General features: G+C 41.6%; 17 protein-coding genes. 6 read left to right on the top strand and 11 right to left on the bottom strand.

The genetic code is table 11. From position 1 onward, the window contains the following. Window positions 1-210: 210 nt before the first annotated feature. The 6 genes from ppk1 to V7K69_RS16610 all read right to left on the bottom strand — a co-directional run bounded on the left by ppk1 (window position 211) and on the right by V7K69_RS16610 (window position 11,604). Entirely contained in the window at window positions 211-2,391 is a 2,181-nt protein-coding gene (gene ppk1 / locus V7K69_RS16635) for a polyphosphate kinase 1 (RefSeq protein ID WP_335036189.1), read from the bottom strand. A gap of 124 nt (window positions 2,392-2,515) precedes the next feature. After that, entirely contained in the window at window positions 2,516-5,920 is a 3,405-nt protein-coding gene (locus tag V7K69_RS16630; protein ID WP_335036187.1) for a carboxypeptidase regulatory-like domain-containing protein, read from the bottom strand. Window positions 5,921-6,476: 556 nt separating this feature from the next. Further along, a complete protein-coding gene (locus V7K69_RS16625; RefSeq protein ID WP_335036185.1) occupies window positions 6,477-7,394 on the bottom strand; it encodes a fimbrial biogenesis chaperone in 918 nt (305 codons plus the stop codon). 39 nt (window positions 7,395-7,433) lie between these two features. Beyond that, entirely contained in the window at window positions 7,434-7,982 is a 549-nt protein-coding gene (locus tag V7K69_RS16620) for a hypothetical protein (protein WP_335036183.1), read from the bottom strand. A 104-nt stretch (window positions 7,983-8,086) separates the two neighbouring features. After that, window positions 8,087-8,674, bottom strand: a complete 588-nt coding sequence (locus V7K69_RS16615; protein ID WP_335036181.1) for a hypothetical protein — start codon at window positions 8,672-8,674, stop codon at window positions 8,087-8,089. A 206-nt stretch (window positions 8,675-8,880) separates the two neighbouring features. Further along, window positions 8,881-11,604, bottom strand: coding sequence for an ELWxxDGT repeat protein (locus tag V7K69_RS16610; RefSeq protein WP_335036179.1), 2,724 nt, complete (start codon window positions 11,602-11,604; stop codon window positions 8,881-8,883). A gap of 539 nt (window positions 11,605-12,143) precedes the next feature. On the opposite strand from V7K69_RS16610, the gene V7K69_RS16605 reads away from it, so the two are divergent. Together V7K69_RS16605 and V7K69_RS16600 are read left to right on the top strand one after the other, a co-directional pair. Beyond that, window positions 12,144-13,631, top strand: a complete 1,488-nt coding sequence (locus V7K69_RS16605; RefSeq protein ID WP_335036177.1) for a sensor histidine kinase — start codon at window positions 12,144-12,146, stop codon at window positions 13,629-13,631. 277 nt (window positions 13,632-13,908) lie between these two features. Beyond that, window positions 13,909-14,643: a hypothetical protein gene (locus V7K69_RS16600; RefSeq protein ID WP_335036175.1), complete on the top strand. Its 735-nt coding sequence runs from the start codon at window positions 13,909-13,911 to the stop codon at window positions 14,641-14,643. Between the two features lie 36 nt (window positions 14,644-14,679). On the opposite strand, the gene V7K69_RS16595 is transcribed toward V7K69_RS16600, so the two are convergent. Both V7K69_RS16595 and V7K69_RS16590 read right to left on the bottom strand, forming a co-directional pair. Further along, entirely contained in the window at window positions 14,680-15,708 is a 1,029-nt protein-coding gene (locus tag V7K69_RS16595; RefSeq protein WP_335036206.1) for a tetratricopeptide repeat protein, read from the bottom strand. A gap of 143 nt (window positions 15,709-15,851) precedes the next feature. After that, complete coding sequence (locus V7K69_RS16590) at window positions 15,852-16,481, bottom strand: sigma-70 family RNA polymerase sigma factor (protein WP_335036173.1); 630 nt, start codon at window positions 16,479-16,481, stop codon at window positions 15,852-15,854. Window positions 16,482-16,678: 197 nt separating this feature from the next. On the opposite strand from V7K69_RS16590, the gene V7K69_RS16585 reads away from it, so the two are divergent. Together V7K69_RS16585 and V7K69_RS16580 are read left to right on the top strand one after the other, a co-directional pair. Further along, on the top strand, window positions 16,679-17,275 hold the full coding sequence (locus V7K69_RS16585; protein WP_114081453.1) for a glyoxalase-like domain protein: 597 nt from the start codon (window positions 16,679-16,681) through the stop codon (window positions 17,273-17,275). A gap of 313 nt (window positions 17,276-17,588) precedes the next feature. Further along, the gene (locus V7K69_RS16580) at window positions 17,589-18,053 is read left to right on the top strand and encodes a DUF29 domain-containing protein (RefSeq protein ID WP_335036204.1); all 465 of its coding nucleotides are present in this window, start codon (window positions 17,589-17,591) and stop codon (window positions 18,051-18,053) included. A 99-nt stretch (window positions 18,054-18,152) separates the two neighbouring features. On the opposite strand, the gene lysS is transcribed toward V7K69_RS16580, so the two are convergent. Beyond that, a complete protein-coding gene (lysS, locus tag V7K69_RS16575; RefSeq protein ID WP_335036171.1) occupies window positions 18,153-19,838 on the bottom strand; it encodes a lysine--tRNA ligase in 1,686 nt (561 codons plus the stop codon). Between the two features lie 102 nt (window positions 19,839-19,940). On the opposite strand from lysS, the gene V7K69_RS16570 reads away from it, so the two are divergent. Beyond that, entirely contained in the window at window positions 19,941-20,498 is a 558-nt protein-coding gene (locus V7K69_RS16570) for a Uma2 family endonuclease (RefSeq protein ID WP_335036169.1), read from the top strand. Window positions 20,499-20,664: 166 nt separating this feature from the next. Here V7K69_RS16570 and V7K69_RS16565 read toward each other — a convergent pair whose 3' ends face one another. Beyond that, on the bottom strand, window positions 20,665-21,090 hold the full coding sequence (locus V7K69_RS16565) for a hypothetical protein (RefSeq protein ID WP_335036167.1): 426 nt from the start codon (window positions 21,088-21,090) through the stop codon (window positions 20,665-20,667). A 629-nt stretch (window positions 21,091-21,719) separates the two neighbouring features. Further along, window positions 21,720-22,682 (bottom strand): M48 family metallopeptidase, encoded by a 963-nt coding sequence (locus tag V7K69_RS16560; protein ID WP_335036164.1) that lies wholly within the window; start codon window positions 22,680-22,682, stop codon window positions 21,720-21,722. Window positions 22,683-22,820: 138 nt separating this feature from the next. Between V7K69_RS16560 and V7K69_RS16555 the strand changes: the two genes are divergently transcribed. Beyond that, entirely contained in the window at window positions 22,821-24,389 is a 1,569-nt protein-coding gene (locus V7K69_RS16555; RefSeq protein ID WP_335036162.1) for an ATP-dependent DNA helicase, read from the top strand. Window positions 24,390-24,410: the final 21 nt, after the last annotated feature.

Genomic DNA, 24,410 nt, shown 5'->3' with positions numbered 1-24,410 from the left:
GAATGGGGATTCAAACCCCAACCAAATTGTAAGCGCCGTGTAGACGGCGGGGTTTTAGACCCTTGTTCCCTATGGTCACAGGCAGGAGACTCCAGCGCTGTTTTCCTCCTGCCTCCTGCCTTCTTTGATAAAAATTTTGCTCAGTCATGTCTCCAAAAAATCCCTATTGACATTAGCTAGTTGTCAAAGTTAAAGTGACTTATTTATTTTTTAATCAATCAAGTTTGAGGTTGCGCCAGTTGAGCGTAATGCCATATTCATAAGAATTTTTTGTGAATTAGCTTCTGGAGAATCATCATAAGGACGGCGTTGAATGTAAGTGCCATCGGCTTGTAATTCCCAAGCTTGGCGATTATCTGCGAGCATAATTCCCATAATTTCTTGCAAATCCTTTGCAATATCTGGGTCTTTTACTGGGGTAATTACTTCGACTCGACGATCTAGGTTGCGGCGCATCCAGTCGGCACTGCCAATAAAGATTTCCTCCTGTGTATTGTTATGAAAATAATAAATGCGAGAGTGTTCTAAAAAGCGACCGACGATGCTGATAATGCGAATATTTTCACTAATATCTTTGAGTCCTGGACGCAAACAGCAAACGCCCCTGATAATTAAGTCGATTTGCACTCCGGCGCGGGAAGCTTCATATAAAGTGGCGATAATTTGGGGATCGACTAAGGAATTCATTTTGGCAACAATGCGTCCAGAAAATCCATTTTGAACATTTTCAATTTCGCGGTTAATTAGTGCCAAAAAGCGATCGCGCATATTCACAGGTGCAACCAGCAATTCTCGATAAGACTTTTGCAGGGAGTATCCTGTCAAGAAATTAAATAAATCTGTGATATCAGCACCTAATTCTTCACGGCAACTAAACAATCCCAAATCTGTATACAGGCGTGCCGTTTTAGGATTATAGTTACCAGTGCCAATATGTACGTAGCGGCGTATTCGATCTTTTTCCCGCCGTACCACCATAACGGTTTTACTGTGGGTTTTCAGTCCTACTAAACCATAGACTACATGAACTCCAACTCTTTCTAGTCGTTTTGCCCAGTAAATATTATTTTCCTCATCAAATCGCGCCTTTAATTCCACGAGTACAGATACCTGCTTATCATTTTCGGCCGCGGCGATTAGGGCATTGACTATGGGCGAGTCACCAGAAGTCCGGTAAAGTGTCATTTTGATGGCTAACACATTCGGATCGTAGGCAGCATGGGTAATAAAGCGCACCACTGTAGCCGAAAAGGATTGATAGGGATGGTGTACTAGCAAATCCTTTTCCCGAATCACAGCAAAAAAGTCTTTTCCTTCGTCCGTCTCCAGCGTATCAGGATCTAAACTCGGTTCCCTCAACCTTTGCAAGCGTAATGGTACAACAGATTGGCGTGGTGGATCTTTGAGTTCTGGCAATGGCAAGGACATAAAAGACATCAAATCCCGCAGTCCCAAAAGACCATCTACTTCGTAGAGATCGCTTTCTGTTAATTCCAAATCATGCAATAATCGCGATCGCACTATTTCAGGAGTCTGGGATTGAATTTCTAGCCGCACTGGACTCCCGCCTAGCCGCCGTTTTCGCAATTCCTGTTCGATTGCTAACAACAAATCATCTGCTTCATCTTCTTCTAAGACCAAATCAGCATCACGGGTAATGCGGAACGGATGATATTCTTGAATATTCATTCCTGGAAATAGAGATTCCAAGTTATGAGCGATCGCCTGTTCTAAAGGTACGCCAGTCCAGTGGGCAGGTTTGTCGTTATTTTGGTCTCCCAACTCTGGTGGTATCGGTAAAAATCGGGGGAGAACGCTGGGTACTTTAACTCTGGCAAAGAATTCTTCTTCGGTGTCTGGGTTTTTGACCACAACAGCCAGATTCAGACTGAGATTAGAAATAAAAGGAAAAGGATGACTAGGATCAACAGCCAGAGGAGTCAGAACTGGAAAGACTTGTTCCTCAAAATAATTGTTGAGATGAGTTCGCTGTTTTTGATTTAAATCTATGTAATCCAGAATATGGATGCCATGATTTACTAATAGAGGACGAAGTACTTGCTCAAAATGTTGATGCTCTTTTTTTACAAGAGGAGTGAGGGTAGACCTAATATCGTCTAACTGTTGTTGTGGTGTCCGACCATCGGGAGTTAACAGGCTGACTTTCGCCTCTACTTGTTGCTTTAAACCAGCAACACGCACCATGAAAAACTCATCCAAATTAGAGTTGAAGATTGCTAAAAACTTCAGGCGTTCAAGAAGAGGTGTGCGATCGTCACAAGCTTCATGTAATACCCTGGCATTAAATTCTAGCCAGCTTAACTCTCGGTTAAGATAATATTGTGGATCGTTTAAATTGATGGGATTGGCGCTTTTTTTAGATTTTGCCATAACGATCTTAGGATAGCCAGATGTAGCCCATACAGATGGAGAACAATACACATAGTAAATTAAATTGGGCATCCAAGTGAAGCGGTTTGTCCCTAATTGTCGCTTTTAGAAAAATCTTAAAAATTTATTTTTCTTGAGTTTCTTTTTTCTCCTGAGTTTCCTTAGCTGCTGCGGCAATCGGTAATTGCAGATTTTGGTCGTATATAAACTCTTTATTAATTGCTACTTCTAATTTTGGTAAAGTGTTGCTGTTGGTGATGCCATCTTGAACAGGAACGCGCAATGTATAGTTACCAACGGGAACAGCATCTAGACGGTAAAGACCAAATTGATCAGTCACAGATGATACTACTCGTTTGCCTTGAGCATCAATTAATTCTACTTCCACATTTGGTATTGGCTGACCTGCCACATCAGTAATTTTGCCTGCCATACCATATTCTAATCTTGTTTTGAAATCTAAACGAGTCACAGCCGATGCTGCCACTTCTGCTACCATACTGGTTTTGACGGTAGCAAGTTCTATAGGCAACCTATCTGGATCAAGTTCAACAATATAAATGCCTTCTGGGAGATTGCCAACAAAGAATTTGCCAGAGGAGTCAGTTTTAGCTGTGCTAGCTCTGTTGTTGCGACTATTGATGACGCGGATATTTGCCCCACCTAAATCAAAGTCTTTCTTTCCTCCTTCCACTACAATTTGCCCACCGATCGCTCCTTTTTCCGGTCCCAAACCAGAAGACCTAGCTGGAATAATACCACCCCCGGCAAAAGATAAATCTGACACTAGTAAAACAGTCAGGCGATCGTCCCCAAATCCACCCAAAAGGTTTCTACTCCTAGAAGGAATGCCTTGATATTCCACTCTGCCAAATAAGCCTGGTAGCACCTGCATACTAGCACCAACAACTGGGCCGACATCGCCATCACTGTAAGCAAGTCCTACTCTCCAACTCAAGCCATTGAGACTGGGAGAATTATAATTTAGAGTCGTAGAGTAACGAGCAGCTAAATCGCCACCAAATTCGCTACCCAAAGATAACTGATATTGTCGGTTTAAATTGTAGGTAAAATCTGAAGTGTAGACATTACCAAAAGTATTTAAACTCAGTCTAGTTGAGCTATTTGGGTAATAGAAAGCAGTAAACAAATATCGCCCATCCAAATCGGGTCTACCCCATAAAGATAAGCTTTTAAAAGGATTTAGAGAAAAAGTAGGTGAAATATAATTAGCGCCTCTAAATTCGTCTTGGCGACTACGAGCAATAAATCCCAAGGAAAAATTATTACTAAAACGATATTTTGCTTCCAGGCTATGGTTAAAGCGATCGCGCAATTGACTAGTTGAGTTATATCCATTAGGAAACGATTGCGAATTACCGATAACTTCCAACCGACCCAAATTTAAGCTTAAATCGGTTGTATAACCAAGTTGACCACGTGATGTACCAATACTACTAGCGAGAACAAGTGGATTTGCCAGTCGCCAAATGAAGCCTGCTTGTGTCTGTACAGTACCGGGAATAGTTTGCACAGAACCTTCAAAAGTTAGATTGTCTGAAAGTCCTTGACGCAATTGATAAAATCCAATCAGCTTACCTGATTCGGAACCGTAATCTCCAAACAAGGAATCCTGTGCTAAATTGCCACTTAATCCCAAGCCAGTTAATTGCACATTGCCGCCTGCTGGAAGCAACAAATCAGAAGCATTGATATTCAAAGAGCGAATTTCAATAGGTACACTCAGATTGTTGCGATCGTAGACCAATAACTCAATTTCATTGGTGTTACTACTAGGTAAATTTACATCAATAAACTCATATCTACCATTTAGTCCAACCTGTTGTTGTGCAAATACAATTCCCCCGACTCTTAGCTGTACAAAACTTGCTGGTGGTACTTGACCTTGAAATGTTTGTAAAGGTCTACCTCGTCTGGGTAAAAGTTCAGATGCACCGTACTGTTGTGAAAACTTATCGGCAGCCAAATTGCTATAACCAAGTTGTACTCCCGTCAGATTCATGCCGTTAAGTAAAGGATGTAAACCAACTTGTTGCCTACCGATTTGATAGCGAAATTGATTGCTACGTTTATAGAAAAAATATTCTGAAATATCAGGTTGATTAACAAAAGTATTATTCAAACGTACCCGCCAACTGCCTCCTGCTAGTCGCCCCCCTAGAAGAGTCGCACTACGTACCCGTGTGTCTCCAGAAGAGTTAGTAATTTGTAATTCTTGCCTTAAACTCGAAAAGGCGCTGAGAGGAGGTATAACTTCAGGCTGTAATTCAGATACTGGCTGTGGAGAGTTCCCACTATCACGTCGCCAAGGCAAATTAACATTCAAAGCTAAATTAGCAGCATTAAACTCTATGAAAGTAGATAATTTTTCTTTGAGCAATGCCTGACTAATATATGTTATTCCCTCAATTTTTTTCAGGTTAATTGTTTCTAAATTAATAACTCCCAAAGGAGTTGTTAATTGTGTTTTATCTTCAATATTTTCAACACTGAAACTAGCGATTTCTGCAAACTCTTTCAGGGGAACTAAAATAGTATTATCATCTATGCGAATATCTAAACTACCAACTTCTCTATTGTTGATAATCACCCCGACCAAAAATTTTCCATTTGTTGCCTTGATATTTTGAGTAATAGTACTTGTTCCTGTCTCTACAGGCGTAGAAGTACCCCTCAGCTTATCTACTGAGTTAATATCATTAGTAGAACTTGTATTTGTAGTAGCTTTTGGAATGTTATCTATACTATTAGTAGGATTTCCTTGGTTATTTTTTGCTTTTGAGGGAGTATTGGCAATCAACTGAATTGCTATGTTAGGAACTGTTGATGAAGCTGGTAAAGCTACTTTAGTAGAAGTACTCCTCAGCTTTTCTATTGGGTTAATATCATTAGTAGACTTTGTATTTCTAGTGGTAGCATCTGTAGTATTGCTAGGATTTCCTTGGTTATTTTTTGCTTCTGAGGGAGTATTGACAATCAACTTAATTGCTGAGTTAGGAATTGTTGATGAAACTGATAAAGCTACTTTAGTAGAAGTACTCCTCAGCTTTTCTATTGGGTTGATAGCATTAGTTGACTTTGGATTTATAGCAGTAACTTTTGGAGTAATATCTGTAGTATTGCTAAGATTTACTTGAGCATTTTTTGCTTTTAAGGGAGTATTAGCAATCAACTTAATTGCTGAGTTAGGAACTGTTGATGAAACTGGTAAAGCTACTTTGGTAGTTCGATTATTCGAAAATTTAAGTACAGATACTTGAGTTTTGATGGGAATATTTATGGTTTTTGGTGAATGATGAGGCTGGATTGTATCAACCGTATAATCTAAAGCCTCTAGTTTTTTTATTGCCGGAGTACTAAAACTTTCTTTAGAGGCAGATGTTATGTCTTTACGTTGTCTTGATAAACTGATTCTTTTCTCATCAAAATATTTATCAAAAACATTTTTTGATTGTGTTACAGTAATAATAATTGCAGGTGGGTTAGATGGTAAAACTAGATGTAGCATATCTTATTTAAGCACAAAAGCTATATTGAATTTTGGAAAGTTATTAAGCCAAAGACAACACTTATAAAAGCGATCAAGAAGAGGTTGTAAAAGTATTAATTCAATATATGTAGAGAGGCAGGATTTTGCATTTCTACACACCTAAAATCACGGCTATCAAACCTCAAAAAAGTGTATTGATACACTCTGACCTCTCTGCAAGCCTCTCTCATCAAGGGAAAGAAAATTTTAATCTTACTCACCTTTGCTACAAGGGAATGGACTGGGTGATAGGTCTGTGCAGCCGCCACTTATAGTCGCTCGGTGAGTAATAAGTTAGACTTTAGAAATATCCTCTAATAAATTCAGGCGCAGTACAAAATTAACTCAGCCTGAGAGGATATTTGAAAAGTCTACGCTTGTATCTAGACCCCCCGTTCAAGTCTTAAGAAGTGGGTAATAACCTTTTCAAGGTCTTCCTTTTTAAGGAGAATTTAGGAAGAGCTAAAGTTTTAGATACCTCAGCCACCACTTTTAAAACAACCTCTAATAAATTCGGCTTTTGATGAACTAAAAGCTATTTACTACGAAGACGATTTCTCAAATTTCGAGAATTAGAAGACCTAGTTGGATTTGAGGCAGTAGTAGTCGCCCTTAGAACAGTAAAGGGAATACCTTGATCGATTTTTACTCCGTTCAATTCGCCGTTAATATCTAATACGTATTTACCCGGTTCTAATGTCTGAATGATAGGTAATTCGAGGTTATGACGAGTATTAGGTAATACAGGCAATAGTGGCAGGACTCCTACAGCTAATAAATTTTGTGGGAGTTTTTTTCCTGGTTTTTCCAAGTCATCTATAGGTTTTGTAGCTGTAGCTCCTGGGTATTTAGCGGCAGGCCAAATGGCATATTGACCTTTTAGCCGGACATAACCATTACCTTGGCTAGAAATATCAAATCGCGCTGTTACACCATTGGATTGAGGAGCTACAGTAATTGAATTGAGTACACCAACTCGCTTGATGTCTCCTACATAGCCATAGATGACAACCCCTAAGCGTCCTACAGAGCGTACACCCTCAGTTTTCTGACTAGCAGAAGGAATTTCTTCAAAATATAGTACAGCACGGTATTCACCTGGTTTAGGTTGAACTTTGGGACGTATAGCAAAACGTATAGTTTGGGCGCTGCGAGGGGCAACGGTAAATTGAGAGGGAGTGAAAACAGTCCACTGATCTAATGATTCCTCAGTGGAAGGCATCTCTACCAATTTATTGTCTGCATTCATCTTCCAAGTCCGCACATAAGCTTTGAGTTCAATCGGCTCAGAAGATAAGTTGAGTACACGAATTGCTTGGGTGCGAGTTTTGCGACTAATCTCTAGTTCAATTCGGTTTGGGCTGACACCAATATTCAAAGCTGTGGCGCTTGATATCCCCAGGGCAAATGCCCCTATCAAACTTAAGGCTAAATGTGTGGCTCTGCGAAACATAATCTTTACATACCATTTATAGGTAAATACTATTTATTACTAATGTTGGTTTACCGTGACCGTTATTACACCCCGATAGCCACCTGCAATTCCGACATTAGCGAGATCGAATTGCAACCGCGCACCCCCCTGAACTAAAGCTGTGTTGGTATTTTCATCACGAGATATCTCGATAATGGGTAACGGCTCCACAACAACGCGCATTGTTTTGTCAGAACGATAATTGCTACTAAACCCATTATTTTGTCCATTCTCTGCTCTCAGTTCATAAGTGGCATAGAGAGAACCCACTTTGTCTATAGGAACCCGCATTTGCCAAAGCTCTGGTAACTCACGGGTAATCACCGTTTGAAACTGGGGAGGAGCTAGTAAATCTTGCTCATTCGTCACCGCCTGACTAACGGGAGCAGGTAAAATTTCCCCTAACTGTTGGGGAGGAATGGTCAGTTGTTGGGGGGTTGATAGCTGATAGATTTGTGTTGGCTCTGGCAAATTTAGAGATTGTGCTACAACTTGGGGCTGTGGCCAAGCCAGAAGTGCCAGTAGCATACCGAAGCAAGACTGAAAACGAATTGTCTGATTGCTCATTTGGCTGGGCTGTAACTGTCTTTAACGATGAAAATGGCATTATCTGGTTGGCATCCTACTTGCTAATGGCAGCAGGCAAGATGCCTACAACAGTAATGATGGAACTATGGAGCTGTCACACTAACGTTGATGATTCCTCCGGCGTACGTACCAGCTTGTGTAGCACTACCCAAGTCAAGGTCTAAAGTTGCACCACCAACGAAAGGTGTATCTAAACCAGGTGGAGTAGCCGGGTCAGCAACAGTTTTAGTGACACTGGCAATGGTTGCAGTAGCAGCATTTGGACCTGTAAGAGTAGCGGAAGGAGTGGTCAAGGTTACGGCAATACTACCAGTGGGGTTATTAGACCAAACAGCATACAATTCAGCTATGGGTTTTGTGATACTACCGCCTGTTAAACCAGTGAATGGACTAGTTTGACTGATAAGAGTAGTACCGTCTGTGGTGGTAGGGGTGTTGTAGCCAGCTCCAACTCCAGCTGTAGTTACTGCCGTACCTCCTGCCAACTCAGCTTCACTAATAGCTAAATCAACTGTTTGGAAAGTCCGCAAATAAAGTACTTCTGGCACGCTGATTGAAACACCGACGTTTTGGCTAGTAGTGAGCTGGGCGTGGGCTGGTGCTGAGAACAAAGAACTACCGACAACAGCGGTACCAGCAGCAACAATAATGGCTAAGATGTTATTTTTCATGATTCAAATTCGCTCCTCAGTATATTTCTGTGAATTTGGTTAGTTTTGAACTTCCCAATGGACTTTTTTGGGTTTGAAACTTTAATTTTGAACATCACTATTTAGGAGTGATTTTTCAGGCTTCCGAGAGTTGTTTGAGACATTGAATGCAATTGAACAAACGGAAATTCTTACTTTATGACTTGGTTAGAAACATCACCTCCTTTTCATAAAACCCATAACTCTGTTCCATCAGTCCCGTTGGTGGCTGTGAAGAATAGTCGTGTACCAACGACAGTCAGCTGGGTAGGGTTAGCATCGTCTGTTGAGTTAATATTGCTCACCCTTTTTGTACCTACATCTGTGCCGTCACTACTCCACACTTCTCTATTGCTTGCAGACTCAGAAGCTACAAAATAGAGGGTATTACCAAAATTAACGAGACTATCGGGAAAACTACTATTCGGATCTGGTCCTTCCCAGATATCGTTGACTAAAACTGTGCCTGCATCGGTGCCATTACTTTTCCACAGTTCTAGTCCTGTTGTGGTGTCATAGGTTGTGAAGTAGAGAGTGCTACCGACACCAGTCAGATACAGGGGGCCAAAACTAATATTCGGAGCTTGTGTCAGGTCATTTTTGACCCGCACAGTTCCTGCATTGGTGCCATCACTCTTCCACAGTTCTTGCTTGAAGTCACTATTGCTATCTGTGACGAAATATAAGGTACTACCTAAGGCTGTAAGTCCGGTTGGCCCAAAACCGCCTGTACCAGAGGTAATGTCTTTGACAATAGTTGTTCCTGCATTAGTACCATCACTCTTCCATAGTTCAAGCCCATTAATGCCATCATTGGCAGTGAAGTAGAGAGTGCTACCAATTGTAGTAAATGTGGCAAGAGCCGAACCCAATCCACCAGATCTGATGTTCTTGACAAGGGTGCTTCCAACTGCGGTACCATCGCTTGACCATAGTTCAACACCGTTAACTGAGTCACCGGCGGCGAAATACAGTTTGTTGTTAAATGCGATGAGATTGCTGGGGTTAGAACCTGTGGAACCTGAGTAGATATCTTTGACCAGACTAACTGTCGTCCCATCGTAAACCCAAAGTTCATTGCCGTTAGTACCGTCGCTAGCACTGAAGAATGCTTTGTTACCAACTACGGTGAGATTTTTGGGGTCTGAACTACCAAGTCCAGGATTGATATTACTCACTCTATTGGCTGTGGTGCCATCGTAAACCCAAAGTTCTCTACCGTTAGTACCATCATCAGCGCTGAAGAGTAACTTGCTACCAAAAACCGTGAGTTTGTCTGGGTTAAAACTGGCGGGGTTAATGTTGGTGAGCTTGGTTGTATTTGCTAGGCTACCGTCACTCTTCCAGAGTTGGATGCCGTTACCATCGTTGGCAGTAAAGTACAAGGTGCTACCTAGCGCCGTGAGATTATTCGGGTTAGAACTACTTGGGCCGGAGAAGATTTCCAACTTCTCAAATTGACGCTCGCTTAACAGGCTTAGGTTGTAGAAAGTGTTAGCACCAAGAGAGTTGATCCGAACGTAATAAGTACCCGCGACAAGACTATTGGCAAAGGTAAATTGTGGTGTATTTTCTGAAATACTAAAGGTCTGGAGTGTAGCTCCACTACTGTTGAGTAAATCTACACGAGGATTATCAGATAGGCCAAGAAGAGAGACGGTTAACTGACTCTTATAAACCAGATTGAAACGGTAATAATCGTCTGTGTCGATATTGCCAATAAAATCGCTAAAGTCCTGGGAACCATCTAGGGTGCCAATATTTTTAGCTGTACCTCGCGTGTTGGGCGCTATATCACTGGCAATAGAAGTAGCGGAAACACTCAAATCATAGTTAGTTGCTGCACCAGAAGCTGGGTATACGCGGATATAGTATACGCCTGCATTCAAGCTGTGGCGGATAATGTCTGGAGTAATACCAGTCTGACTAGAAGTAGCGAGCGCTGCGCCGTTGCTGTCGAGTATTTGGACGTTGGCGTCTGCTGTTTGAGGCGTTAAGGTCAGATCAACCAGAGTATTGGACGTTAAGTCAAAACGGTAATAGTCGTTAGAGTCAATGCTATTTACATAGTCTGTGAAGTTTGAAGGCGTAGAGCTTAAGGTATTGATATTGCGAGCTGTCGCTAGGGTGTTTCCTGCATTGTCTACTGGGTCGGCAGTAAAGTCGAGATTTAAAGTGTAGTTTGTGGCGCTTATGGCACCAGGATACACTCGAATGTAGTATGTACCGCTAGCAAGGCTGCGACTAATTGATTCTGGATTAGTATCAGTTTGAGTGGAACTTTGGATAATTGTTCCAGAACTATCCTGTAATTCCACATTGGCATCACCTCCCAAACCATTCAGGTTCAAGGTGAACGCCCCACTATTTACTACGTTAAATTGGTAATAATCATCGCTATCAAGGATGAGACCGCGATCGCCAACATAATCAGTGGTAGTGTAGCTACTGGTTAAAGAACCAATGTTAAATGCTTGCGCTAGGGAGTCGTCACCAGCTTTATTGATGTTAATCGGATTAGCTGAGAGGCTGAGGTCATAATTAGTGCTTGCACCACTCACTGAACCGACACGGAGATAGTAGATACCTGGATTCAGGCTGCGAGTGATTAATTCTGGTGTTGTACCGCTAGAATTGGCAGTTTGGAGAGTAGCACCGCCTTCGTCATACAGTATTAGACTTGCGTTACCAGTCAAGTTACTCAATCTCAGCCTCACGGCGCTAGCGGGGTCGCTACTGCCCGCACCAATGCTGATTTTGTAAAAATCGCTAGTATCAGTACTAGCAGTAACAGAGTCCTGAAAAATACTGGGGTTACTGCTGAGTGAACCACCTATATAGAGTGCAGATGTAGTGTCTAAAGCTGTATTTCTGCTACTTCCTGGATCTGGAAATCCTGTATATGTTGGCATAGTATTTTTTCTAAAACTCCGATGCTTATACTTGCTGCAAGTTACTTATAGTGCGGTAATGTTAACTAGCTATTGACACAACCAAGAATTACTGTTGTTGTTGCTTGAGTTCTGACTCATTTTGTGGAAATGCAAGTTATTAACAAGAGTGATTCTTGTTTTTTTAACTGAAGCGATTGTTTATGACTTGGTAGATTTTCAAATGGTTCAGATTTGCAAATTTTAAGTTTTAGTAAGTTTATAGTAAGAAATAGTCAAAGACTCATCATTTGCAAAAAACAGACATATTTTTTGTAAGTATGGAAGAAATAGCCTAATCCTAGAATGAAAGTATAAGTCACAAAGTAACTGCTGGCTATTGATTTCTGGTTTTTATTGTTTTCTAAAGCACCTCCGTCATCTATTGCAAATAGAATCTAACTTTTACACAAAATATAATGCTACAGTAAATTTACGTAAAAAATTGAATTCGGAAATTTGAATTTTTAAAGTATTTTAAAAAGTATTCCCTAAGTCTGCGATTTGGATATTGTCGTGATATGTTCCAGACTACTCGTCGCCGTCTCGCCCTTTGGTATACTGCCGTCACTGCTGTATTACTACTAATATTTGCCAGTGGCGTTTATTTATACGTCCGCAGTACACTGATTGAGCGCATTGACGATACCCTTAACCATGTAGTGGAAATAGTGGAGCGTTGTCTCACAACAAGCCCCTGTGCATCTAAGCTCATATTTGAGCCAATTGATGCTGATGCAGATCAATTTCGCATTAATAATCTAGAAGCCAGTTTTCCTGAGAATGCCGACACGGTAGAAGATGACCACATCGACCTTGAATGGTTTAGTCCAACTGGTGAATTACTTTGGTCAACGCTATCCGAACCCCTAAATATTCCTATTCATGCCAACCGCACTGGTGAAACTGTACGCGTAGTTAAGGGGGAGAAAGAAAAAGGCAAAGATGATAAACTCCTCACTCCTAACTCCCCGCTTTTTACTCCCCACTCTCCATTGTTATTACGGCAAGTTACCCAACGGGTGGAAGTGGGGCGGCAAGTATTAGGATATCTGCGTGTTAGTCATCCCTGGTTTGAAGTCACTAAACCTAGTCGTGAGTTAATTTTTGATTTGGCGCTAGGTATTGGTTTAATGGTGGCTTCTGTAGGGGCAAGTGGCTGGTTTCTTTCGGGTAAAGCGATGGAACCTGTAGGTGAATCTTATCAACGCCTCAAACAATTCACTGCTGATGCTTCTCACGAACTTAGAAGTCCGATTACTTTGATTCAAACAAATGTGCAAGTTGCCCTTGCTGACTTGGATTTAGCAGAGACAGAAACGACTAATTCTTTGCAGTATCGGCAACAGTTAAAGGTAGTGGAACGCTTAACCCAGCGTTTGGGTAAATTAGTCAATGACTTACTTTTCTTAGCACGACAGGATAGTGGGATTAGCAAAGATATTTTTTCACCTTGTCCGCTAGATGCCTTGCTGATGGAAGTAGTTGAAGAACAACAATTGTTAGCCCCTGAAAAAAAAATTACTCTTTCTTTAGACTTAGTTGATCCTCCTGCCTCGGAAACTAACCCCGAATTACTGGAAAATTGGTTTACCCTTGTGGGCAATTGGGATCAACTGGTGCGCCTGTTCACAAATTTGATTGCTAACGCCTTGCATTACACTCCATCTGGTGGACGGGTGAAAGTTGAATTAGCGCGGATAGAGGGAATAAATCGCGTTTCTGGACTACGTTATACCAGTGCCCAGTTGCAAGTTAAGGTGAGTGATACCGGAGTTGGAATTCCAGCAGAGGCACTACCACGGTTGTTTGACCGCTTTTATCGGGTAGATCCGGCACGGACTCATACAACAGGGAATACAGCTACAGCTAGCGCTACTGGTTCAGGATTGGGGTTAGCGATCGCTCAAGCTATTGTCGAATATCATCAGGGTCATATTCAAGTTGAAAGCACCCAAGGTACTGGCACAACGTTTACTGTGACTTTACCGATAACTCTTGAGTCTTAAATCGCAAATTCAACAATTGTTTCCTGTGACAGATGCAGACAAGTGAATTTATTTACTAATATTTATAGTAATAATTGCAGATTTAACTATTAATTTGAAACTTTAGAATAGGATATTTATGTCTACAAATCTATTATTTATTAACCTCTAGCTAGAGAACAAACCGTAACTCTATTGTTAAAGTTTAGATATTTAAATGACAGATTAACCACTAATTAAATTTGCTGGTTGAAAAATTTTTAAATAAAGAAAAAATCAATTGTATCAGGAGTCAAGAATGAATATGAAGTCTCAAAACTTTCGTAAGTCTGCTGAGTTATTGGGTGCTATTTGTGGTGGATTAATAATTAGTCTGCCAATAATTCCTCAAGCAATAGCACAACAATCAGTAGGACAAGAATCTACTCCGAAGATTAACCCCTGTCCGAGAATTTTCTACGAAGAACCACATAATAGTCGGGTTGTGGTACCGCAAGGATGTCCTCCGAATGCACTAACTCAAAAACTAGCTGCTCAAGGGCTTATTCCCACCTCTGCTACCCCATCACAAGAGCAAACAAGATTGGGTGTCGGCGGTGAATCTCCAGAAACTGGTGTTACACCACCACGCCCAGCCCCTGGAGATCAAACTCAACAGCCCTCACCAGGGGCAGTTTCGACCGATCAACCACAACTACTACAACCACGGCAAACTCCCAGCGCGACGATCGCACTGGCAAATGGTAAGGTTAATGTCAGGTTGGTAAATGACACTGCGGCTAATGTAACTTTCCAAGTGATTGGCGATACGGCACCGCGATCGCTAGCAGGTAAGTCAGATGTAACATTGCAAGGTCTAACGGCACCAGTAACGGTGACATTTGAGCGGCAAGATAGCGGACAATTGATAGTGACTCCACAAGCTTCTTCAGAGCCAGGAAACTTAGAAGTTAGATTTAGCGAAGCCACCAATGCAGCACAAGGTAGAAGTGCTATGAGAATTGAACGAAACGGTTCAGTATTCTTGAATTAATCAAATTAAGTACGAAAGTAGGGGCAGAAATTGCCCCTATTTTCGCTGAAGCATTTTAGTTAGCTGATCTCGCAATTGCACTTCTTGCTTGCTGTCTTCCAATGTCCGCGCCAGTATAATCGCTCTTTCGTAAAAATTACGGGCAGTGAGGTAATTACCTTGTTGCTTATATAACTGAGCGTAAGACTCAAAAGATTTTAATTCTTCTCGCAAATTTTGCAATTCTTTAGCGAGTGCTAAACGTTGCTCTAGTAAATCAAAAGCTCTCTCGTAGCGTCCAATAGCAGTGTGAGCTTTCACTAAACCGTCAATTGCCCGTAATTCATTAATGCGATCGCGGTTAGTTTTAGCTGTCCGCATCGCTTCACCATAGGTAGCAATGGTATCTTGATAATTTCCCGATGCTCGGTAGGCATCACCTAAATTATTCAGGGTATTTGCTTCACCAATGGCATCGCCAGTCTGACGGCGGAAAATTAAGGCATTTTCATATAATTTAATCGCCTTGTTGTAATCTCCCAACCTAGCAGTTACCAAACCCAAATTGCTCAAAGACAGTCCTTCGCCTTCAATGTTTTTGACACCGTGAGCAATTGCGAGTGCATCTTCAACTGTTTTACCAGCAGCAGAAACTTCTCCTTGTTGCAGGAAAAATGTACTGATATTATTTAGCACAAAAATCTGAGCTTGGAAGTCTTTCGTATCACGAGCGATCGCTAATCCTCGTCGTAAAGCATCTTCTGCCTCTTTTGCACTATCAAGCTGGATGTAAGCCTTTGCAAGCAAATTGTAAGTCAGACCTTGTGCTTTTAGGTCGCCAATTGAGTGATATAGTTCTAGTGCCTGCAAGCAAGATGCAATTGTTTTATCGGCATATCCTGAAGCGTATTGTTGTTCACCGATACGTAGTAAGCTATCTGCTTCATCTCTTGATTGCCGCCCAACAGAACTATTTAAAGGACGATGGAGTTGTTGCGTAATATCAACCGCACCAGCAGCGATGGGACTCAGCAAAAAAGTAAACAGTAAAAAGCTGTGTAAAAGCACCTGGGGACGAGAAATCATACCTACGCAAACTAATTGCCTTGGAAATACAAGCCGTTGTTTCATAAAAATTACCCGTAAAGTTGCGGGTTTAAGTAGAAGGTTTAAGAAGAAGTTTTAAGTTTATAAATTGAAGACAAACAATATACGCGTTTACACTTAAGCTAGGATTGAGCTAAATCTTCCCCAAAGTATATGGCGCGGATATCTGTGGGTAATTTGTCCTCTAGCATACGATAGCCTTCCTGAAGAAAATTGGCTACTTCGTTGGGAGCGATCGCTTCTCCTTCGGCTTGCAGATAGGCAGCGATTCTTGTTTCACTCCAGTGGAAAGTTTGAGCCATCAACACGATTAATCGTAAAACAGGGGGTAATTGGTCTAATGCCTGTTGTACATAGCACCATAGCGGTGGTGAAGTCGCTTGCAGAGAATAATGAATTGCTTCTGTGGGTGGTAGCTTAATTTCGTTAATACAGAAAGCTGTCATATTAATTAACCAATTTTGCATGGTTAAGGCTGGCTCACCTGATTCAGGGCTGGTTAAATTTAGTCCACCGAGTTCGTAATAGATATGTCGCCAGGTGAGAGCAAACAGATAATCTGCTTGCACAGGCGATCGCGCCGAATGCCGAATTAAGGTATACACTATGGGGCTATAGCGGCAAAAAATCACCGTAAAATACTTTCCAGCATCTGGATGGCGCTGAAACAAAGTCAGTAGTTCTTGGTCACTGTGGTGAAATAGCGACTTTACCAGAGGATGATTAGCTTCAGGAAAATGAGGAATTTGCACAAGTCTTTGAGTTGATAGTTGTTAAAATAATTTTGGGAATTGCACTCCCGTAGTTAATCGCATAATATCTTGGTGTTGCCCAGTTTGTAGCCGAGACTCAGACAACTTGAGTTATTGATAAACTAGAAACAAGGACTTAATTTTAGTCTTAATCGACAATTATAAAATCGACTCCCCTATAGAATCCTTATTTGTTCATGGTTATAGCAGTTAGTGCGATGTCGTTCCTCCTCAGTCCCCTTACTTTAGGCTCCTTTCTCCCTTCCTTGCCCTTGGATAGCCTGTTTTCCACCCAAGGCATTATGGTAATGCTGCTAGCAGCTTACGCTGGTGCAATGTGGATGTTCCTCACCAGTGCCCCAAAAGTACACACTGTCATGGTGTCAGATTTGGAGATTGCCCGACAGTTGTATGAAGGGCTGCTAGATTTGCCAGCAGCTGAGGTGCCCTTGCACTATTACTACAACTACGAACAAACTATAGGCGCAACTGGGATTGATCCGCTATACATGTCTACAGGGCCGAGTTTGTCAAGTAAAATGATGAATAATGCTACAGAAGGACTGTGGTATCAATTGAAGAAAAACACCCAGCTACACGTTATTACTGGTGCAAGTTTAGGTAGCAAAAATCAGCAACGCCACGTTTGTTTTGACCACGACTGCTTGGAAATGATTTTAATGCGAGTCGAAACGCGCGGTTTGAAATTCAAGATTCGTAACCAGAAGCCCCTAAACTTTTTGGTCAAAGACTATGAAGGGCGCGTGATTGAGGTGGCTGAGGTAGCGAATTAGTCATTATATTTTAGATTATTTTAGATTGTGTGGTGCGTAGCTTGCGATCGTAAGCATCGCACTATACAATCTTTTTTTAAGTGGCTAGGCGTAAATAAATTAAAGTTTGTAGTAAGGACTTTAGTCCAGATAAACCTTGCTATAAACGATGAATCGCTCACTTATAGGGCAATACGGTTCAGTTAAGGGCTACTGGCAAAATTTTGGGTTTTCGAGACGCGATAAATCGCCGTCTCTACAAGTCTTTTGGTCTTATCTGAACTGTATTGATTTATAGGGTTTTGCTAAGTAGAAACTTATGACCCTTGAAAAGATGTACACATCTCATTTCTATGAAACAGACTTTTATACTTGGACTCAAGAACAGGTTAGCTTGCTCAAAACTCACCAGTGGGATCAATTAGATACGGTTAACCTAATTGAAGAAATTGAAACTTTGGGCAGAAGAGAGCGACAAGAATTGAGAAATAGTCTGGGAGTATTGCTAGGATATTTACTAAAATGGCAATTTCAAACTGAAAAACGTAGTAATAGCTGGTTGAGTACAATTCGAGAGCAACGTGTCCAAATAAAGCTGCTTCTGCAAGATAGCTCTAGTTTGAAACCCTGTCTAGATGAAGTTTTCCTCAGCGTTTATGAGTTAGGTTTGGCTTTAGCAATTCGAGAAACTGAGTTAGGTGAGCAAGTTTTTCCAGAAATCTGTCCTTATACTTTAAGCGAAACTCTAAATCCTGAATTCTTACCAAATCTAAATCAGGTTGAAGAGCAGGGCGAGTAATTACCCTGGTGCAGCCTTACAAAAAAATGGTATTAGGTAATAAAAATGGTGCGTTAGGCAAAGCCATAACGCACCCAAATGTTTATATACTTAAGTAGGTCAACTTAACTGTTCAAATTTAAATTTCCCTTTAATAAACTTGTTAAAGTGTTGACCTTTAGACGGTGCATTATCTAAGTCTTCCTTGACACTGGGAGGTACTTTGAAATACTCGTAAACACTTCCACTATCAAATTCAATAGTCAGTGTTTGAGTTTTTGGCTCATAGGTAAATTGCTTAATAACGCTGCCTTCAGGCTTGAGTAATGGGAAGGCGATTGCATCCCGAATACTGGCACAATCAGTTAATAACATTACCAACCGATCAATCCCAATCCCTAAACCACCCGTAGGCGGCATACCGTATTCAAGGGCTGTCAAAAAGTCTTCATCTACACCTTGGGCTTCTAAGTCACCAGCAGCTTTTCTTTCAGCTTGGGCTTCTAGGCGTTCTCTTTGATCGATGGGATCTGTAAGTTCTGAGAAGCTGTTTCCAGTTTCTCGCCCGACGATAAATAACTCAAATCTTTCCACCAAACCAGGTTGAGAACGGTGGGGTTTTGCTAAAGGCGAAATTTCTACTGGGTAATCAATTACAAAGGTAGGTTGAATTAAATTAGCTTCTACTTTCTCTTCAAAAGCTAAATTTAGTAACTTTCCAATTGATTTGGCTTCATCTATACCAGGAATACCAGCATTTTTACTCGCTGTTTTTGCTTCTTCCAATGTTTGGAAAGAATTGAAATCTAAGCCTGTAAATTCTTTAACTAAATCGTGCATTGTCACTCGCCGCCAAGGTGGTGTTAAATCTATAGGTTCCCCTTGGTAAGTGATTTGCAGTGTGCCGAGTACGTCTTGGGCGACAGTGGTAATAATTCCCTCAGTCAGCGCCATCATATCGTTGTAGTCGGCGTAGGCTTGGTAAAGTTCAATTGTCGTAAATTCGGGATTATGTCGAGTCGAAATTCCCTCATTGCGGAAAACCCGCCCCAATTCAAACACCTTTTCAAAACCACCAACAATCAACCGTTTGAGATGGAGTTCTGTAGCAATTCGCAGATACAACTCCATTTCTAAGGTGTTGTGGTAGGTGATAAATGGACGCGCATCTGCACCCCCAGTCTCACTTTGCAAAACTGGCGTTTCAATTTCCAGAAAATCCCGTTCTTCTAAATAGCGGCGAATACCGGCAGTAATTTGGGCGCGACGGCGGAAAGTTTGTCGCACTTCTGGGTTAACAATCAAGTCAACGTAGCGCTGACGGTAGCGCTTGGCAACATCCGTTAATCCATGCCACTTGTCGGGTAGGGGCAACAGGGATTTAGTCAGGATAGTATATTGTTTAACGTAGACAGATAACTCGCCCTTTTCAGTCCGTTTAATAGTACCTTTAACTCCCAGGATATCGCCTGCATCTGTGAGTTGTTTTAAATGATTGAAGGCATCAGCATCAATATCTGCCATGCTTTCTTGGATGCGATTTTTATCCAAATAAAGCTGAATTGTGCCAGTTTCATCTTGTAAAGTGAAGAAAGCAAGTTTACCAAAAACGCGACGCGCCATAATGCGTCCAGCGATCGCAACTTCTAAATCAACTTCTTCACCACTGGCTAAATCGGCAAACTGTTCTTGCAACTGCGTTGCATGATGGGTAGATTCCCAACGATAGGCATAGGGATTAGTCCCTAGCTGCTTGAGTTGTTCTACTTTCTCCAGCCTTGCGGCTCGGATATCTTCTTCCGACATGGTAACGAACTAAATAGGGCAAGATTAATTATAGATGCTGCAAAAGTTGAGAGTAAGAGATATTTGCACTTTGCAGATGATAATATCGCCAAACCAAATACAATGACACAAACTAGAGTGCGCTTGTGGAATGTAGATGAATATCACCGGATGCTTGAGACGGGTATTATCACAGCCGATGAACGGGTAGAACTGATTGATGGGCAAGTTATCCCCATGAATGCGAAAAATCCCCCCCATGCAGCGACAACGCTGTGTGCGTCTGACTATCTCAAGCGTTCGCTAGCAGAAGTTGCCTTAGTTCGGGTGCAAGATCCCATTCAATTAAGCCAATACTCGGAACCTGAACTAGATATTGCCGTTGTCCGCATCGATGCGCGAAAGTACATTGATCATCATCCTGCACCCAATGAAATCTTTTTACTCATTGAGGTAGCAGATACAACACTAGACATCGATCGCAAACAGAAAGCACCTTTATATGCTAAGGCAGGAATTGCTGATTACTGGATTTTGGATGTGAGTCAGCGTCAGGTTTATGTTTTCCGTGAACCGGGTTTGGAAGGCTACAATCTGAAATTTATTTTGCTAGAGGATGCAACTATATCTTTGATGGCATTTCCAGAAATTGAAGTTCAGATTAGTCAACTGTTTCCATAACTTAGGTGACAGAAATTGAGTATCACAGTCTTTTAAATAAAAAGTGCGTAGGCGTAGCCCGTCGTAGACATCGCTTGATCGCACTTTATCCAAAAGACTCTCATAGAAAATATGATTGATATCTTCTATGACAACGATTCAATAATTCAATGTACAAGTCAAACCTTTATTTATGATCTACTGTTAACGAATGCCTAGATGAAATAGCCTTCATTTTCAAGTTAGTAAATTGCACGATCGCCTTTACAAAATCTTGCTGGTCTGTTTGCAAATGCAGTTTTTCTAGGGCTTGATTGATATTATTACCAGCCCGGAGATTGTGATTAAGTTGGGCACGTTGCGATGTATTTAAGACTGCCTCAATTTCTCTGTTTCTTCTCTGACGCACAGCCTGGAGTTCTTGGCGCTGTAAGGGAGTCAGATTAATCTCCGAGGAGGTGGAGTAGCTTGCAGGTTTGGTAATTTGGGCAGAAATAACACCAGAAGTAGTATGGAATTGAACGGGTGCAGCTAAGGCAATTCCCGGCATGGAAAGGACAAGAGCTAGAATAGCAGCGAACACAGAAAGCCGTTTTATCAAGTGAATTGCCATATTCAGAAATGCCTACATCTAATTTAATGCTGAGATATAGTTAAGCAATCTTCAAGTCTTTAATTTTGAATCTTGAATTTATCCATCCCCAAGAGGATGGTAGTTCAGCTAAAAAATATTATCCACTTTAAGGGAATCCAAAAAACTAAAATGGCAAACTTAACTGAATTATTTTTCTAAAATCCAGACTCAAATTCAAGTTTGTACAAAATCATCACTTGATGTCTCATTTCTGCTACTCTGTCAATGCCTAAGCCCAACAAGTAGCCCTTTCAAGGTGACTCGTAAAATCTCTTATTTTTTCTCAGCGATCTCTGTGCCTCTGCGGTTTAAAAATAATTTTTCTAACGACAGAGGCGCAGAGAAGACAGAGTAAAGAGCTTAAAGGGGAATTTCTTGTTAAAAGTTGTTATCCACCTTGCAAGGCCTAGTATTACAAGTAGCTGGTGACTTTATTTTAGAACACCTAAGCTGTTGTGCTTGATTGCATAATATCAATAGTCTGTCAATGCGTAAGTTATCAATTTAATTTGTGGAAATCCCCAAGACAAAGTATGTGCTAAAAGAGATATATATAGTGTGTTAAGCAAATCTAACGCACTATATATAACTTCACTCAGCACTCACAACTATTCAGACCTTCTCATTCTGTCGATTTCCCGTCGTAATTCTTCAATTTGACGGCGTAAATTATCTGTTTCATTTGGGGAAGATTCTGCTGAGACATTTACTGAGCCAGAAGCAGGCGATCGCTGATAATTTCCTTGGCGAATTTGCTGGTATTCTTCGGATACTGCCCACGCCCGTAAGTAATGCAGGCGTTCAACTGGGAAAGGATGGGTTAACATCGTACCTTGAGCGCCATTGTAAATCAAGAATTTATACACCTGATTTAGCCCATCTTGATCGAGTGCCTGATAATTTTCTGACTGCTTGATAAACTCTTGTAAACTACATTCATTGGCATATTTTTTACTCCCGCCAGAGAGTTTCATCATCGTTGACATTACGGGATTTAAGTCATCCATCACCAGTAAGGCGGCGCGATCTGACGATAACTCGGCTTTGCGCTGCCACTCAAAAAAGGCATAAATCAAGCCTTGTGTTACAAGATTACCGAGGCCAAAAGTTAATTCTCCCAAGGCGGAAGCAGCACTCATCGCCCACATCGCCATTTGAATTAAAATAGTATGACCACATTTAATATGCCCCAGTTCATGGGCTAGCACCGCCCGAATCTCAGCTTCGTCTAGTAAGTCTAGTAGCCCAGTATTTATGACTATGTAAGGATTCTCTTGCCCCAGTGCATAAGCATTTACTTGGGGATCTTGCGAGACAAACAGCGCTGGTTCTGGGTAAATGTCCAAATCTCGGACGCATTCCCGAAACATCTGGTAAATAGTGGAATACTGACGCGGCCCGACTTGGATGCTGTTACCCATTAGATAGACTAATTGAGGGCGTTCGTAGATAAATTCCACAAATTTACGAGCGATTAAATCAAATCCCGGTAAATTTCGTAAAGCTTGCTCGGCTTGGCGATCTAGTGGATGCCTGAAGGCTTCGCTGGAAATTCCTGTGTAAGTTGGCATAATTTAGGGAATAGGGAATAGGGAATTGGTCATTGGTCATTAGCAAAGGACAACTGACAAATGACAAATGACAAAGGACAAGATAATAGAAATGGGGCAATTGGAAGTAAAAATCACTTTGTATGGAATTAAAAGCGTGTGATTGAGGCAGAAGTTCATTTGTCACTACATAACTTTTTGCGATCGCAAGCGGGGTTCCCTTCCTGGCCCCATCATTTGACGATGGCACGGTTGGTAGCACGCGCCTTGCGCCTGGGACGTAGTGCCCTAATTCAAGTAGGAGCGGTTTGTGGCTATCAAGGGCGGTATCGCACTAGTTTTGTAGCATCAGCCCTAATGTGGCACGGCCCTGTAATTATTGTTGCTCAAGAAGCCGTGCAGCAACTTCTGCTGCGGGTGGAAATTCCCCGTCTACAGCAGTGGCTACCAACCAATAAATCAATTAGAACAGGTGACGCTTGGCCTGATGCTGAGTTCCAAGGGCTACTGTTAACCTCTCCAGAAGCTTGGTTAAGAGGACAATTTGCTGGTGGCGATCGCTTTCCCCAAGGCATCCCCACAATTATTGATGGGGTAGATGATCTCGAAGATTGGGTGCGCGATCAACTTACCCAAGATATTCAACCCCATGATTGGGACGAACTCATGTTGGCTTGTCCAAATCAAGCTGAGGCAATTAGCGAAGCACGGATACATCTGACACACGAACTTTTTCAGCATCCTGTTAATCCATATCACTGCTATCTAATTTCCCAGCCAGAAATAGAGATTTTAAGCCGTCTCTATTTAGCTTTAGAGTCAGTACAATCAATGCCAGAACCTTGGAAAAAATTCTGGCAACAATTTCAAACCCTTGATGAAAATCTTTCCCCCCCTGCCTCCCCTGCTCCCCCTCCCCTCTTCTGGGCGACTATAGCCCATAGACAAGGTTTATTTTCTTTGCACTATGCCCCAATGGAATTAAGAGAAATCCTCTTACCCTTATGGCAGCGACAACCAGTAGTTTTGATTGGCAGCGCTATAGAACCGGAAACTGAAGCTCCTCTTTTCCGACAGCGCCTTGGTTTGGAAGATTTAACTTGCCTGAAATTCTCCTCGGAGAGTCAAGCGGAAGCAATTCAACTGTATGTACCCTATAAATTGCCCTTACCTAACACGCCAGAATTTCAAGCGGCATTTATTCACAAAGTCCGCACACTGGTTTGTCTAAGTGCTACAGCACCAGGATTAACGGTTGTCTTGGTGGGAGATGTACCACTAAAATCTCAAGTGGCGACAATTCTGGCATCAGAGTTTGGTTCACGAGTGCAGGTAGAAAAAACTTGTTTAGATGAAAATGGTATTTTGATTAGCGGTTGGGAATTTTGGCGAGAACATCAGCGAGTCTTACCAGCACCCCATTTGTTAATTATTGCTACTTTACCTTTACCATCTTTAGAAAATCCACTTGTCGCTGGTAGAGTAGCTCTTTATAAGCGATCGCATCAAGATTGGTTTCGTTTATATTTATTGCCGGCAGCCTTGAATGAATTACAAAGAGCGATCGCACCAGTCCGAGAAAGTCAAGGCATTGTTGCTTTACTTGATAGTCGTGTAGTTAATCGTAGCTACGGCGCTCAAATTCTTACTGCTTTAAGTCCTCTGGCACGTATTAACTATCTCGACCCAAGTTTGTTTGCTAATACCGATGAGGAAAATTCTGCTTAAAGTCATTCCCCATTCCCCAAT

The sequence above is a fragment of the Nostoc sp. genome (assembly GCF_036917775.1).
Lineage (GTDB): Bacteria > Cyanobacteriota > Cyanobacteriia > Cyanobacteriales > Nostocaceae > Nostoc.
The sequence above is the reverse complement of the archived record's forward strand: the minus strand, read 5'-3'. Positions and strand labels throughout refer to the sequence as shown.